This is a genomic window from Cellulomonas sp. P22, from assembly GCF_044392165.1.
Genome location: NZ_JBISBW010000008.1, coordinates 137,821 through 150,736 on the forward strand (window position 1 = coordinate 137,821; position 12,916 = coordinate 150,736).

General features: G+C 72.1%; 15 protein-coding genes. 10 read left to right on the forward strand and 5 right to left on the reverse strand.

The window, feature by feature from the left end:
- Nucleotides 1-32: 32 nt before the first annotated feature.
- The 4 genes from ACGIF2_RS11550 to ACGIF2_RS11565 all read left to right on the forward strand — a co-directional run bounded on the left by ACGIF2_RS11550 (nt 33) and on the right by ACGIF2_RS11565 (nt 2,836).
- Nucleotides 33-842 carry an SDR family NAD(P)-dependent oxidoreductase gene (locus ACGIF2_RS11550; RefSeq protein ID WP_396046712.1) on the forward strand — a complete coding sequence of 270 codons (810 nt, stop codon included), beginning with the start codon at nt 33-35 and terminating at the stop codon, nt 840-842.
- A gap of 37 nt (nt 843-879) precedes the next feature.
- The gene (gene pyrE / locus ACGIF2_RS11555) at nt 880-1,443 is read left to right on the forward strand and encodes an orotate phosphoribosyltransferase (protein ID WP_396046820.1); all 564 of its coding nucleotides are present in this window, start codon (nt 880-882) and stop codon (nt 1,441-1,443) included.
- A 4-nt stretch (nt 1,444-1,447) separates the two neighbouring features.
- Nucleotides 1,448-2,176 carry a hypothetical protein gene (locus ACGIF2_RS11560; protein WP_396046715.1) on the forward strand — a complete coding sequence of 243 codons (729 nt, stop codon included), beginning with the start codon at nt 1,448-1,450 and terminating at the stop codon, nt 2,174-2,176.
- A gap of 75 nt (nt 2,177-2,251) precedes the next feature.
- Nucleotides 2,252-2,836, forward strand: coding sequence for a LemA family protein (locus tag ACGIF2_RS11565; RefSeq protein ID WP_396046717.1), 585 nt, complete (start codon nt 2,252-2,254; stop codon nt 2,834-2,836).
- A 9-nt stretch (nt 2,837-2,845) separates the two neighbouring features.
- Here the strand turns inward: ACGIF2_RS11565 and ACGIF2_RS11570 are convergent, their stop codons facing one another.
- Nucleotides 2,846-3,619: an HAD-IIA family hydrolase gene (locus ACGIF2_RS11570; RefSeq protein WP_396046719.1), complete on the reverse strand. Its 774-nt coding sequence runs from the start codon at nt 3,617-3,619 to the stop codon at nt 2,846-2,848.
- Nucleotides 3,620-3,653: 34 nt separating this feature from the next.
- Nucleotides 3,654-4,385, reverse strand: coding sequence for a VTT domain-containing protein (locus tag ACGIF2_RS11575; protein ID WP_396046822.1), 732 nt, complete (start codon nt 4,383-4,385; stop codon nt 3,654-3,656).
- A 126-nt stretch (nt 4,386-4,511) separates the two neighbouring features.
- On the opposite strand from ACGIF2_RS11575, the gene ACGIF2_RS11580 reads away from it, so the two are divergent.
- Nucleotides 4,512-5,240 (forward strand): TrmH family RNA methyltransferase, encoded by a 729-nt coding sequence (locus ACGIF2_RS11580; protein WP_396046721.1) that lies wholly within the window; start codon nt 4,512-4,514, stop codon nt 5,238-5,240.
- A gap of 78 nt (nt 5,241-5,318) precedes the next feature.
- Complete coding sequence (gene fbaA / locus ACGIF2_RS11585) at nt 5,319-6,338, forward strand: class II fructose-bisphosphate aldolase (protein WP_396046723.1); 1,020 nt, start codon at nt 5,319-5,321, stop codon at nt 6,336-6,338.
- Nucleotides 6,339-6,441: 103 nt separating this feature from the next.
- Here fbaA and ACGIF2_RS11590 read toward each other — a convergent pair whose 3' ends face one another.
- Nucleotides 6,442-6,885 (reverse strand): STAS domain-containing protein, encoded by a 444-nt coding sequence (locus ACGIF2_RS11590; RefSeq protein ID WP_396046725.1) that lies wholly within the window; start codon nt 6,883-6,885, stop codon nt 6,442-6,444.
- Nucleotides 6,886-6,992: 107 nt separating this feature from the next.
- Here ACGIF2_RS11590 and ACGIF2_RS11595 point away from each other — a divergent pair, with 107 nt between their 5' ends.
- Nucleotides 6,993-9,134: a SpoIIE family protein phosphatase gene (locus ACGIF2_RS11595; protein WP_396046727.1), complete on the forward strand. Its 2,142-nt coding sequence runs from the start codon at nt 6,993-6,995 to the stop codon at nt 9,132-9,134.
- 10 nt (nt 9,135-9,144) lie between these two features.
- Here the strand turns inward: ACGIF2_RS11595 and ACGIF2_RS11600 are convergent, their stop codons facing one another.
- Nucleotides 9,145-9,513, reverse strand: a complete 369-nt coding sequence (locus ACGIF2_RS11600; RefSeq protein ID WP_396046729.1) for an STAS domain-containing protein — start codon at nt 9,511-9,513, stop codon at nt 9,145-9,147.
- A 114-nt stretch (nt 9,514-9,627) separates the two neighbouring features.
- On the opposite strand from ACGIF2_RS11600, the gene ACGIF2_RS11605 reads away from it, so the two are divergent.
- The 3 genes from ACGIF2_RS11605 (at nt 9,628) to ACGIF2_RS11615 (ending at nt 12,028) form a co-directional block, all read left to right on the forward strand.
- Nucleotides 9,628-10,050: a DUF3151 domain-containing protein gene (locus tag ACGIF2_RS11605; protein WP_396046731.1), complete on the forward strand. Its 423-nt coding sequence runs from the start codon at nt 9,628-9,630 to the stop codon at nt 10,048-10,050.
- A gap of 183 nt (nt 10,051-10,233) precedes the next feature.
- A complete protein-coding gene (locus ACGIF2_RS11610) occupies nt 10,234-11,520 on the forward strand; it encodes an adenylosuccinate synthase (RefSeq protein WP_396046733.1) in 1,287 nt (428 codons plus the stop codon).
- Nucleotide 11,521: 1 nt separating this feature from the next.
- Complete coding sequence (locus ACGIF2_RS11615; protein ID WP_396046735.1) at nt 11,522-12,028, forward strand: DUF6174 domain-containing protein; 507 nt, start codon at nt 11,522-11,524, stop codon at nt 12,026-12,028.
- 102 nt (nt 12,029-12,130) lie between these two features.
- Here the strand turns inward: ACGIF2_RS11615 and ACGIF2_RS11620 are convergent, their stop codons facing one another.
- The gene (locus ACGIF2_RS11620; protein WP_396046737.1) at nt 12,131-12,778 is read right to left on the reverse strand and encodes a polysaccharide deacetylase family protein; all 648 of its coding nucleotides are present in this window, start codon (nt 12,776-12,778) and stop codon (nt 12,131-12,133) included.
- Between the last annotated feature and the right edge of the window lie 138 nt (nt 12,779-12,916).

Here is a 12,916-nt window from a genome sequence, read left to right on the forward strand (position 1 = left end):
ACAACGTCCCGGCTCGTCCGTAGGGTGGCCGCATGGGAACAGCACTCATCACCGGAGCGAGCTCGGGTCTCGGGCTCGAGTTCGCCTGGCAGCTGGCCACCGCGAAGCACGACGTCGTCCTGGTCGCGCGCGACACCGAGCGCCTCGAGCGTCTCGCGTCGCAGCTGCGTGCCGCGGCAGGGGTCCACGCCGAGGTGCTCACGGCCGACCTCAGCGACCGGGCCGACCTCGAACGGGTCGCCCAGCGGCTGCGCTCCCCGGAGCGCCCCGTCGGCCTGCTCGTCAACAACGCGGGCCTCGGCCTGCACCAGCCCTTCGTCGGGGGTGACCTCGACCGCGAGGAGAAGGCCTTCGACGTCATGGTGCGCGCGGTGATGGTGCTCTCGCACGCCGCCGCCGAGGCCATGGTCGAGCGCGGTCGGGGTGCGATCCTCAACGTCGCGTCGGTCGCCGCCCTGCTCGCGTCGGGCACCTACTCGGCCCACAAGGCGTGGGTGCGCACGTTCACCGAGGGCCTCGCGGTCGAGCTGCGCGGCACCGGCGTCACCGCCACCGTGCTGTGCCCGGGCTTCGTGCACACCGAGTTCCACGCCCGGGCGGCCATCGACTCGAGCGTGCTGCCCGAGGTCGCGTGGCTCAACGCCGACGACGTGGTCGCCACGGCGCTCGCGGACGTGCGCCGGGGTGCGGTGATCTCCACGCCGAGCCTGCGCTACCGGCTCGCGTCGGGCGTCGCCCGGCTGCTGCCGCGCTCCGTGATCCGGGCGTTCGGCTCGTACCGCAGGAGCCTGGACGACCCCGCGCACGCGCACACGCCGCACGCCCCGCACGACGGTCGGTAGCCTGGCGGGCGTGACCCACGTGCAGCCCCCGTCCCCGATGTCCCCGACGCCCCGCGAGCAGCTCCGCGACCTCATCGCCGAGCTGGCTGTCGTGCGCGGAAAGGTCACGCTGTCCTCCGGGCGCGAGGCCGACTACTACGTGGACCTGCGGCGCGTGACGCTGCACCACCGCGCGGCCCCGCTCATCGGGCACGTGCTGCTCGACCGGCTCGAGGAGGTCGGTCTGGGCACCGCCGAGATCGACGCGGTGGGCGGCCTGACGCTGGGCGCCGACCCGGTCGCGACGGCGCTGCTGCACGCCGCGGCGTCGCGGGGCCAGGATCTCGACGCGTTCGTGGTCCGCAAGGAGGCCAAGGCGCACGGCATGCAGCGCCGCATCGAGGGACCCGACATCGCGGGACGTCGCGTCGTGGTCCTCGAGGACACGTCCACCACGGGCGCCTCGCCCATCGCGGCGGTCGGGGCCGCGCGCGAGGCCGGCGCGGAGGTCATGGGCGTGGCCGTGATCGTGGACCGCGCGACGGGCGCGGCCGAGAAGATCGAGGCGCTCGGCGTGCCGTACCACCACCTCTTCGACCTGGCCGACCTCGGCCTGGTCTGACCCGATGGGCGGCGTGCTCGCGGGCGCGCTCAGCCTCGTGCTGCCCGTCGTCACCTCGGCCGGGGCGGTTCCCGTCGCGCTGGTCTGCGCGGCGGCCGGTGCGCTGCTGGTTAGGGGGCGTCGGGCGGCCGAGCGACGGCACCGGGAGCACGCCGCCTGGGCCGAGCCCCGCAGCTGGGTCTGCACGCGCGAGGATTCCGGGCTGGTGGACCGGTGGCGCGGGCGGCCGTTCGGGGAGGGCAGCGCACGCCGCGCGACCGAGGTGCTGCGCGGGACCCTCGACGGGTTCGGGGCCACGTCGTTCACCTACTGCTGGACCACGGGCACCGGCGAGTCGGCCCAGGTGCACCGGCGGCACGTCGTGGCGATCGACCTGCCGGCTGCGCTGCCGGTGCTCGAGCTGACCCCCGAGGGTGTCTCGGCCCGGATCGCGAGGGCGTTCGGCGGGCAGGACCTCACCTTCGAGTCCGAGGCGTTCAACCGGGCGTGGCGCGTGCAGGCCACCGACCTGCGGTTCGCCCACGACGTGGTGCACCCGCGCGTCATGGAACGGCTGCTGCTCCCCGACGTGAGCTGCACGAGCCTGCGGATCGAGGGCGCGTCGCTGCTCTGCTGGGACGAGGGGACCAGCGACCTGGTGCGGCTCGAGCGGCGGCTGGCGCTGCTCGTGGGCCTGGTGCGTGCGATCCCGCGGCACGTGTGGCAGGACCGGGGTCACCTCGACCCGGTCTGAGTGCGGGAACCCGGCGCGTCGTCGGTACGGTGACGGTTACGATCCTGCGACCCGCCGATCCACAGGAGACCCGCCGTGACCGCCACCGCCGTGAGCATCATCGTCATCGTCGTCCTGGTCGTGATCGTGCTGATCTGGGCGGTCGCGCAGTACAACGGGTTCGTCCGGCTGCGGAACCTCGTGCAGGAGGCGTGGCGCCAGATCGACGTCGAGCTGCACCGTCGGCACGACCTGATCCCCAACCTGGTCGAGACGGTCAAGGGCTACGCCGCCCACGAGCGCGGCGTGTTCGACGAGGTCACGCGGGCACGCGCCGCGGCGTCGACCCCGGGCACCCCGCCGGCCGAGCAGGCCGCGCAGGAGAACATGCTCACGCAGGCCATCGGGCGGCTGTTCGCGGTCGCCGAGGCCTACCCGGTGCTGCGGGCCAGCGAGAACTTCCAGCAGCTGCAGACCGAGCTGACGACCACCGAGGACCGCATCGCCGCGGGCCGACGGTTCTACAACGCGAACGTGCGGACGCTCAACACCAAGGTCGAGTCGTTCCCCTCGAACCTGATCGCCAAGGTGTTCGGCTTCCGTCAGGCCGAGTACTTCGAGGCCGGCGACCCGGCGGTGCGCGCCGTCCCGCAGGTCGGGTTCGGCGACACGCAGGCCTGAGCGGGGGCGTCAGACGAGGTCGATGAGGTCCGCGATCGAGTCGACCACGTGGCTCGGGCGGAACGGGAACCCGGGCAGGTCGGCGGCCGCGGTCGATCCCGTGAGCACGAGGAACGTCTGCAGGCCGGCCTCGATGCCCGCGATGACGTCGGTGTCCATGCGGTCGCCGATCATGGCTGTCGACTCCGAGTGCGCGTCGATGCGGTTGAGCGCCGAGCGGAACATCATCGGGTTGGGCTTGCCCACGAAGTAGGGCGTGCGGCCGGTCGCAGCCGTGATCATCGCGGCCACGGCGCCCGTCGCGGGCAGGTCGCCCTCGGGGCTGGGGCCGGTGACGTCGGGGTTCGTCGCGAGGAACCGGGCGCCGCCCTTGATGAGCCGGATGGCCCGGGTGATGGCCTCGAACGAATACGTGCGGGTCTCGCCGAGCACCACGTAGTCCGGGTCGGCCTCGGTCAGCGTGTAGCCGATCTCGTAGAGCGCTGTCGTGAGCCCGGCCTCGCCGATCGTGTAGGCGCTGCCGCCGGGCGACTGGTCGTCGAGGAACTGCGCGGTCGCGAGCGCCGACGTCCAGATCGCGGTCTCGGGCACGTCGATGCCGGTCGCGGCGAGCCGGGCGCGCAGGTCACGCGCGGTGTAGATCGAGTTGTTCGTCAGGATGAGGAACGGGCGACCGGCGTCGCGCAGCGCCCGCACGAACTCGGGCGCCCCGGGCAGAGCGTTGCCCTCGTGCACCAGCACGCCGTCCATGTCGGTGAGCCAGCTGTGGATCTGCCGCGTCATGCCGTCCTCGTCTCTGACGTCGCTGGGCGAGCTGTCACTCGGTGGGGCCCATGGCGTCACGGGCCGCGCGGTCGCGCTCGTCGGGCTCGTCGTAGCGCGCGTCGCGGCGGCTGCTGCGCGCCCGGAGGAGCTCGATGGCGATGGGGACCACCGACACCGCGACGACGGCGATGAGGATGAGCTCGATGTTGTCCTTGATGAACGCGACGTTGCCGAGCAGGTAGCCGAGCACTGTCACGCCGACGCCCCAGATGAACGCGCCGATCACGTTGAACGAGACGAAGTGCCGGTAGGTCATGTTGCCGACGCCCGCGGCGACGGGGGCGTAGGTGCGCACGAACGGCACGAAGCGGGCCACGATGATCGTCCGGCCGCCGTACTTGTCGAAGTACGCGTACGTCTGGTCGATGTACTGCTGCTTGAAGAACCGTGAGTCGGGCTTGTTGAAGATCTTGGGCCCGGCCTTGCGCCCGATGAGGAAGCCGACCTGGTCGCCCGCGAACGCCGCGAGGAACAGCAGCAGGCACAGGGCCCACAGCGGCACGTCCATCTGCTCCTGGGCCACGAGCATGCCCGCGGTGAAGAGCAGCGAGTCGCCGGGCAGCAGCGGGAACAGGAGCCCGGACTCGATGAACACCACGATCGCGACACCGATCAGCGCGTACGCGCCGAACGACTCGATCAGGTGGTCGGCGTTCAGGAAGTCTGGCCCGAGCGCGGGCACGGTGCCGAGGGCAGGCAGGGTGGCCGCGAGGGCGGTCGTCATGAGCACGCCATCAGCCTACGTGGGCGGTGGTGACGGCAGGTGACCGTCCTGGTGAAGACCTCGCACACATCGTGCATCGCGGTTCCCGGCGCAGGTGCGGGTGCGGCCGGGCGGCAGGATGGGGGCGTGAACGACGCGAGCGACCCCGCAGCCCGGCCCGCCGTCGGACCAGACGGTCCCGATCGCCCGGACGAGGCGGACACGGGTGTCGGGGTGGGCCCGTGGCCGGGCGGACGCGCCGCCTGGCCGCCCCTCGACGGGCCCGACGGGAGCCGACGCTACGACCCCGACCTGCTCGAGCACGGCGACCGCCGCAACGTGGTCGACCGCTACCGGTACTGGACGGTCGAGGCGGTCGTCGCCGACCTCGACACCCGGCGGCACCCGTTCCACGTCGCTATCGAGAACTGGTCGCACGACATGAACATCGGCTCGGTGGTGCGCACAGCGAACGCGTTCGCCGCGGCGGAGGTGCACATCGTGGGGCGCCGCCGCTGGAACCGCCGGGGCGCGATGGTCACCGACCGCTACCAGCACGTGCGCCACCACCCGGACGTCGCCGACCTCGTCGCCTGGGCGCAGACCGCGGGATCCGACGGCTCGCCGATGCCGGTGATCGGCATCGACAACGTGCCCGGCTCGGTGCCGCTCGAGGGCTACCGGCTGCCGCGTGCGTGCGTGCTGCTGTTCGGCCAGGAGAGCGTGGGCCTGTCGACCGAGGCTCAGGGTGCCGCGGTGGACGTGCTGCACATCGCGCAGTTCGGCTCCACCCGGTCGATCAACGCGGGCGCCGCGGCCGCCATCGCGATGCACGCCTGGGTGTCGCAGCATGCGGCCCGTGCGTCCGATGGGTAGGACGTCCTGATCGCACACGGGTCAGGACGTGGAAGACTCAGGTGGAAACCACTCCCACTAGCAGCAGGAGAACCCGCGATGCCGATCGCAACACCTGAGGTGTACAACGAGATGATCGACCGCGCGAAGGCGGGCAAGTTTGCCTACCCCGCGGTCAACGTCACCTCCTCGCAGGGCGTCACCGCCGCACTGCAGGGCTTCGCCGAGGCCGAGAGCGACGGCATCATCCAGGTCTCCGTCGGTGGCGCCGAGTACGCGTCCGGCTCGACGGTCAAGGACCGCGTCGCCGGTTCGCTCGCCCTCGCCGCCTACGCGGCCGAGGTCGCCAAGGGCTACCCGATCACCGTCGCGCTGCACACGGACCACTGCACCAAGCAAAACCTGGACAGCTGGGTCCGCCCGCTGCTCGCGCTCGAGATCGAGCAGGTCAAGGCCGGCAAGAACCCGACGTTCCAGTCGCACATGTTCGACGGCTCGAACATCCCGCTCGACGAGAACCTCGTCATCGCGGAGGAGCTCCTGGCCCTCTCGCAGCAGGCTCGCACGATCCTCGAGATCGAGGTGGGCGTCGTCGGTGGTGAGGAGGACGGCCACACGGCCGAGATCAACGACAAGCTGTACACGACGGTCGAGGACGGCCTGGCGACGGTCCGTGCGCTTGGTTCGGGCGAGAAGGGCCGCTACCTGACGGCCCTGACGTTCGGCAACGTGCACGGCGTCTACAAGCCCGGTGCCGTCAAGCTGCGTCCCTCGATCCTCAAGGAGATCCAGGACGCCGTGGGCGCGACCCTCGGCAAGGACAGCCCGTTCGACCTGGTCTTCCACGGCGGCTCGGGCTCGACCGAGGCCGAGATCGGTGAGGCCGTGGACAACGGCGTCATCAAGATGAACATCGACACCGACACGCAGTACGCGTTCACGCGTCCCGTCGCCGGTCACATGTTCGCGAACTACGACGGCGTCCTGAAGGTCGACGGCGAGGTCGGGAACAAGAAGGCGTACGACCCGCGCGCCTGGGGCAAGCTGGCCGAGGCCGGCATGGCCCAGCGTCTCGTCGAGGCGGCCCAGCAGCTGCGCTCGGCCGGTCACAAGATCTGACGCACCACTGACCGACGAGGGCCCGGTCCCGACGCTGCGTGCGTCGGGACCGGGCCCTCGGTCGTCGTGGGTGGTCGCGGGGCGCGAGGCCGCCGCGGCGCGGTCAGGTGGTCGCGGGGCCTTCGTCGGCAGGGTCGGGCGTCGCAGCGAAACCGGTCGGCTCGTCGGTGTCGACCACGTCGAGCAGCTCGCCGATGCGGGTCACCTCGAGCAGGAACCGCACCGTCGGAGGGACCCGGAGCAGCCGCACCCGGTGCTGCGAGCGGATCGACAGGCGGGCGAGGAACGCCACACCCGACGAGTCCATGAACGTCACGTGGTGGGCGTCGACCTCGATCGGCAGGCCCGCCTGCTCGGCGTCGGTCGTCGCCTCCTGCAGGTCAGGCCCGAGGTCGGCGTCGATCTCGCCCGACAGGACGATGCGGGTCCTGTCCGATCCGAGGATCACGTGGACGGCCCCGGGTTCACCCGCGAGACCGCCGGACGTGATCCCCGGGCCCGCGGTCTGAGCGGGCCCGTCCGTCGTCGGGCTGTTACCGTCGCGCACGATGCTCCTTCCCGGGCGGGGTCGTTCCCCGTGTCCGGTCTGCTGCTCAGGCCTGCGACCGTTCGCAGCCCCCCCTAGTTCGGAACGCTAGACGATCGGAGGTGGTCGTGGTCAACCCTGCGCGCTCCGATCATCATGACGAATCTCTCGCCGGGCTGCGCGACAGAGCGTTGCGTGCCGCGGACGTCCCGTGTTTCGTGGCCTCCGACGAGGACGGCGAGCGGCGGATCGTGTGGGTCAACGACGCGTTCACACGCGTCACCGGCTTCTCGCTCGAGGACGTGCAGGGGCAAGGGCCCGACGTGCTCTACGGCCCGTGGACCGACCGCGCCCAGACCTCGCTGCTGAGGGACGCGGTGGACGCGGGCGTGGTGGCCACGGGCACCGTCCAGGCCCGCAGGGCGGACGGCTCGGCGTTCTGGACCCGGGTGTCGCTGTCCCCGGTGCGCGACGACGACGGCGCGACCACGCACTGGGTGGCAGTGCTCGTCGACGTGACCGAGCTGATCGAGCGCGACGCGGCGCAGACCGCGCTGGTGGAGAGCGAGCGGATCGAGCGCACGAGCCTGCGGCTGGTGCTGCAGATCTCCGACCTGCTGATGGACCTCGACGACCCGACGACGCTGCGCGAGATAGCCCGGCTGCTCGAGGCCGGCGGTGTCGTCGCATGGGCCGGCTTCTACCTCAACGACGGTGGCCTGAGCGCGGCCGACGGCATCGACGTGACGGCGCCGCCGTCGGGCCGGGGTCGCCGCCACGGCAACGTGCCGCCCGACGACGTGCCGACCGCCCGCCGCCGCGACCTCGTCGACGAGGTGCAGCAGCTGCTCGACGGCGTGACCGACAACCCGGTCGAGCTCGACCTCACGGGCTGGCACGCCACGACGAGCGCGTCGGGCTGGCTCGCGGACCACGTGCGGCCCCGGATCGCCGAGGTCGCCCCAGGCCTGACCCGGGTGGTGGTGCTGCCCGTGCCCGGTCGGCGGCGCGTCATGGGCGTGCTCGTGGTGGTCCCGCGCGCGGGGTCCGGCCGGGGGTGCGACCAGCTCGACGAGTCGTCGCGCACCGTGCTGCAGCTCACGGTGCGGCGCGTCGGCCTCGCGGTCGACAACGTGCGGCTGTACGAGCGCGAGCACCGGCTCGCCGAGACGCTGCAGCGCTCGATGCTGCCCGAGCAGGCCGAGGTCGAGGGCCTCGACGTGTGGACCTACTACGCGCCGAACGCCGAGCACGCCCAGGTGGGCGGCGACTGGTACGACGTGCTGCAGGTCTCGACGGACGTGGTCGGCGTGGTGATCGGCGACGTGGTGGGCCACGACGTCGAGGCGGCCGCCGCGATGGGTCAGCTCCGGTCGGTCGTGCGCTCGTACGCCTACGAGGTCGTCACGCCCGGGCCCGTGCTCGAGCGCGTCGACCAGCTCGTGGCGGGCATGCGGATCCCGCGGTCCGCCGCGCTCGTGCTGACCACGCTGACCCGCAACGGCGACGGCTGGGACGTCGAGTACTCACGCGCCGGTCACCTGCCCGCGCTGCTCGCCCGGCAGGGTCGGGTGACCCGGCTCGCGGACGGCGCCGGGCCGCTCATCGGCTTCGGTGGGCGCGAGCGGACCACGGGCCGGGCGGAGATCGTGCCGGGTGACGTGCTGGTGTTCTACACCGACGGTCTGATCGAGCGTCGGGACCGCGCGCTGCGCGAGGGTGTCGAGACGCTCGTCGACGTCGTCGCGGGCATCACAGCGACCGACTCGGCGGGCATCGGCGAGGAGCTGCTCTCGCGGCTCGCGGACAGCCCTGAGGACGACGTGGCGGTCGTGGTCGTGCGGGTCCCCGACCCGAGCGACGCGACGGCGCTGGCGGGCAGCCCGCGCAGCCGCCGCTGGCTGCTGCCGAGCGAGCCCGCGTCGATCGGGCGCGCGCGGCACGCGGTGCTGCGCACCTGCCAGACGTGGGGCCTGCCCGACGGGCCGAGCGCCGAGCTCGTCGTCTCGGAGCTCGTCGCGAACGCCGTGCTGCACGGCTGGGGGCACATCGCGCTGCGGCTGTACGACACGGGTGAGGGCCTGCGGATCGAGGTCGAGGACTCCAACCCGACGCCGCCCGTGGCGACCGACGGGCACCCGGGGCGCATCGGCGGCTACGGCATGCAGATCGTGGACCGGCTGGCCGACTGGGGCTGGCGTCCGGCGCGCGGCGGCAAGCTCGTGTGGGCCAAGCTGCGGGCCGACGGCACCGACCGGGTGCGCGGCTGACGCGACGCGGTCAGTGCGACGCGTGGCCCGTGCTCGTGGGGCGGCGGAAGCCCGAGACGTGCTTGTCGTGGTCGCACTCGTCGTCGACGCGGAACAGGTCGAGCGCGCCGCAGACCTCGATCACGAACAGGTCGCGCGCATCGGCCCCGCGCAGCACCGTCGCTCCGCCGCGCTTGCGGCCCGAGTCGGCCAGGGAGATGAGGAACGCCGCGCCCGTCGAGTCCATGAAGGTCACGCCGCACATGTCGATGACCAGGAGCTGTCGGCGCAGGCCGACGATGCGGGCGGCGATCTCGGGGAACTGGTCACGCTCCGCGAGGTCGAGGTCGCCTTCGATGACGAGGGTCGTCGTCGTCGGCGAGGTCGAGATCTCGATCATGTTCGTCCTCGGGGGAGAGGCAGCTGGGGGGTGAGCCTGTTCGACTGTAGCCACGCTCCCACACCTGCGGACGTGGCGCACGCGCACCTGGGTGTTCGCTGCGACACTAGGCCCATGAGCCACAACCTGCTGGGTCCCGAGCCGACCCTCCTGCCGGCCGAGGGCGCCGACGCCGACGCCCGCATGCTGCTCTCGGCGGGCCAGGACGCGCGCGACGCGGCCCGGGCGTTCCCGGCGTCGTCGCTCGCGTGGGCGCTGCTCGCCGAGCAGGCGCTGTCGGACGCCGGCGACCCGGTCGCGGCCTACGCCTACGCCCGCACGGGGTACCACCGTGGGCTCGACGCGCTGCGCCGTGCCGGTTGGCGCGGGGCCGGCCCGATCCCGGCCGACCACGAGCCGAACCAGGGCTTCCTGCGGGCGCTGCTCGCGCTCGCCGACGCGGCCGACGCGATCGGCGAGGAGGACGAGGCTGCGCGCTGCACCACGTTCCTCACCGACTCGGGCACGTCGGTGGTCGAGGTCTCCGCGCTGCGCTGAGCCCTCCTGGGCGGCGGCGCCATCCGCTGACCTGGTCGTCGATGACCGGCCTTTTACCATTCCGGTATCCTCTCGGAGGTACGGGGTCGCTGCCGCCCGTGCCCTGGTCCCTCGGCCGCGAGCCTCGCTCGCACCGGACGTGCCGTCGACCGGACCGCCAGGCAGGTGGAAAAAGGTGATGCCATGCCCGCCGTCGTAGTTCTGGGTGCCCAGTGGGGTGACGAGGGCAAGGGGAAGGCGACCGACCAGCTCGGCTCGCGCATCGACTTCGTCGTCAAGTTCAACGGCGGCAACAACGCAGGCCACACCGTCGTCATCGACGGCGAGAAGTACGCGCTGCACCTGCTGCCCTCGGGCATCCTCTCCCCGGGCGTCGTGCCCGTGATCGGCAACGGCGTGGTCATCGACCTCGAGGTGCTGTTCCAGGAGATCGACGCCCTCGAGGCGCGCGGCGTCGACACGAGCCGCCTGCTGGTGAGCTCCGCCGCGCACGTCATCGCGCCGTACAACCGCACGCTCGACAAGGTCAGCGAGCGGTTCCTCGGCAGCCGCAAGATCGGCACCACGGGCCGCGGCATCGGCCCCACCTACGCCGACAAGATCAACCGCGTGGGCATCCGCATCCAGGACCTCTTCGACGAGAAGATCCTGCGGCAGAAGGTCGAGGGCGCCCTCGACCAGAAGAACCACCTGCTGGTCAAGGTCTACAACCGCCGCGCGATCACGGTCGACGAGACCGTCGAGGAGCTGCTGGCCTACGCCGACCGCGTGCGCCCGTACGTGGCCGACACCCCGCTGGTGCTCAACAAGGGCCTCGACGAGGGCAAGACGGTCGTGTTCGAGGCCGGCCAGGCCACGATGCTCGACATCGACCACGGCACCTACCCGTTCGTCACGTCCTCGTCGGCGACCGCGGGCGGCGCGTGCACCGGCTCGGGCGTCGGCCCCACCCGCATCGACCGCGTGGTCGGCGTCATCAAGGCGTACACGACGCGCGTGGGCGAGGGTCCGTTCCCCACCGAGCTGCTCGACGACATGGGCGAGCACCTGCGGCAGAAGGGCGGCGAGTTCGGCACCACCACGGGCCGCCCGCGCCGCACCGGCTGGTACGACGCGGTCGTCGCGCGCTACGCGGCCCGCGTCAACGGCCTCACCGACCTGGTGCTCACCAAGCTCGACACCCTGACCGGTCTCGAGCGGATCCCCGTCGCGGTGGCCTACGACGTGGACGGCGTGCGCCACGACGAGATGCCCCTCGACCAGAGCGACTTCCACCACGCGAAGCCGATCTACGAGGACTTCGCCGGTTGGACCGAGGACATCTCGGGCTGCCGCACGTTCGACGAGCTGCCCGTCAACGCGCAGCGCTACGTGCTCGCGCTCGAGGAGATCTCCGGCACGCGCATCTCCGCGATCGGCGTGGGACCGGGCCGCGAGGCCACCATCCTGCGGCACGACCTGCTGGGCTGACATGACGCACCGGGGAGCGCCCGGACGGCCGACCGCCGTCGCGCTCCCCGGTGCGCTGCTCGTCGGGGTGCTGGCGCTTGCAGGGTGCACCGCCTCGGGCGAGACGGGTGCCGATCCCGGTGATCTCACCGCCGCCGACGTCGCCCAGGCGCGCGAACGGTGGGAGCAGGGCGGCTGGCAGGACTACTCGTACGTGCTCGAGGGCACGTGCGGCGAGCAGCAGCTCGTGGGCCGCTGGGCCGCCCGCGTGGTGGACGGGGCGGTCGCCGAGGTGGCGGCGACGACTCCCGGCGGCTGGACGCCTACCTCCGACCGGTACGGCGACATCCCCACCGTCCCCGCGCTCTTCGACCGGCTCGACGCGGCCGTCGCGGGCGACGGGATCGTGCAGGCGACGTTCAGCCCGCACGTGGGCTACCCGATGGCGCTCGTCCTCGACCCGATGCCCGACTCGGTTGACGACGAGACGTGCCTGACGGTCAGTGCGGTGACGCCGCTCGACCCGTGACTGCTCGATGCCCCACGGACAGAGACGACGCGTGGGTGTGGGGGGGGAGACTGGACCCCCGCCCGGTGCCGGGGGGTGTGGTCGGGCAGGGATCCAGTCGACTCAGTGGTGCCGGGCCGGCGATGCCGCCGTGACCGGCTCCTCGGGGAGCGTGAACGTCCAACCGGCCGCGACCTGCTCGGCGACGACCGTGCGCAGCGCCTCGACGGTGCCGGTGCGGTCACCGCCGCCGTCGTGGGTGAGCACGACGGCGCCCGGCTGCATCGCGGCACGCAGGTTGGCGGTGAGCGTCGCGACGTCCTGGGTCTCCCAGTCCGCGATCGTGTTGCCGAGCCCCAGGGGCTGCATGCCGAGCCGTGCGGCGACCTCGGCCGTCTGTCCCCAGCTGCCGTTGGGTGCCCGGAAGTACGGCACGGGCGCCTCGGGGTCGCCGAGCGCTTCGCGGATGATCGCGAGGTTCTCGGTGAGGTCGGCCTCGACCTGCTCGGGCGTCCAGTCGCCCATGTCGGCGAAGCTCGTCGTGTGGTTGCACAGGGTGTGGCCCTCGGCGACGATCCGGCGGAGCAGCTCGGCGCCGCGCGGGCCCTGGATGTTCTGGCCGATCACGCAGAACACCGCGGGGATGCTGTGCTCGGCGAGAAGGTCGAGCACAGCGTCGGTCTCGCCCGGGTTGGGACCGTCGTCGAACGTGAGTGCCGCGACGGTGCCGGTGCCTCGGGCCGTGGTGACCTGCGTCGTTGTGGGATTCACTGCGCCTCCTGCGTCTGTGCGCTCTTCGCCCCTGTGCGAGTGCGACATCTGCTGACTGACACCCTAGAGACTGTTGAACGTTCTCGACATCGTTATCGACGACTTCTCATGTGTTGGAACAGGTGGTCCGCGAGCAGT

Coding starts and splice junctions, on each gene's coding strand:
- ACGIF2_RS11605 (WP_396046731.1), top strand. CDS start 9,628: ATGAGCCACAACCTGCTGGGTCCCGAGCCGACCCTCCTGCCGGCCGAG.
- ACGIF2_RS11570 (WP_396046719.1), bottom strand. CDS start 3,619: ATGACGCGGCAGATCCACAGCTGGCTCACCGACATGGACGGCGTGCTG.
- ACGIF2_RS11575 (WP_396046822.1), bottom strand. CDS start 4,385: ATGACGACCGCCCTCGCGGCCACCCTGCCTGCCCTCGGCACCGTGCCC.
- ACGIF2_RS11600 (WP_396046729.1), bottom strand. CDS start 9,513: ATGATCGAGATCTCGACCTCGCCGACGACGACGACCCTCGTCATCGAA.
- ACGIF2_RS11615 (WP_396046735.1), top strand. CDS start 11,522: ATGACGCACCGGGGAGCGCCCGGACGGCCGACCGCCGTCGCGCTCCCC.
- pyrE (WP_396046820.1), top strand. CDS start 880: ATGTCCCCGACGCCCCGCGAGCAGCTCCGCGACCTCATCGCCGAGCTG.
- ACGIF2_RS11550 (WP_396046712.1), top strand. CDS start 33: ATGGGAACAGCACTCATCACCGGAGCGAGCTCGGGTCTCGGGCTCGAG.
- ACGIF2_RS11610 (WP_396046733.1), top strand. CDS start 10,234: ATGCCCGCCGTCGTAGTTCTGGGTGCCCAGTGGGGTGACGAGGGCAAG.
- fbaA (WP_396046723.1), top strand. CDS start 5,319: ATGCCGATCGCAACACCTGAGGTGTACAACGAGATGATCGACCGCGCG.
- ACGIF2_RS11560 (WP_396046715.1), top strand. CDS start 1,448: ATGGGCGGCGTGCTCGCGGGCGCGCTCAGCCTCGTGCTGCCCGTCGTC.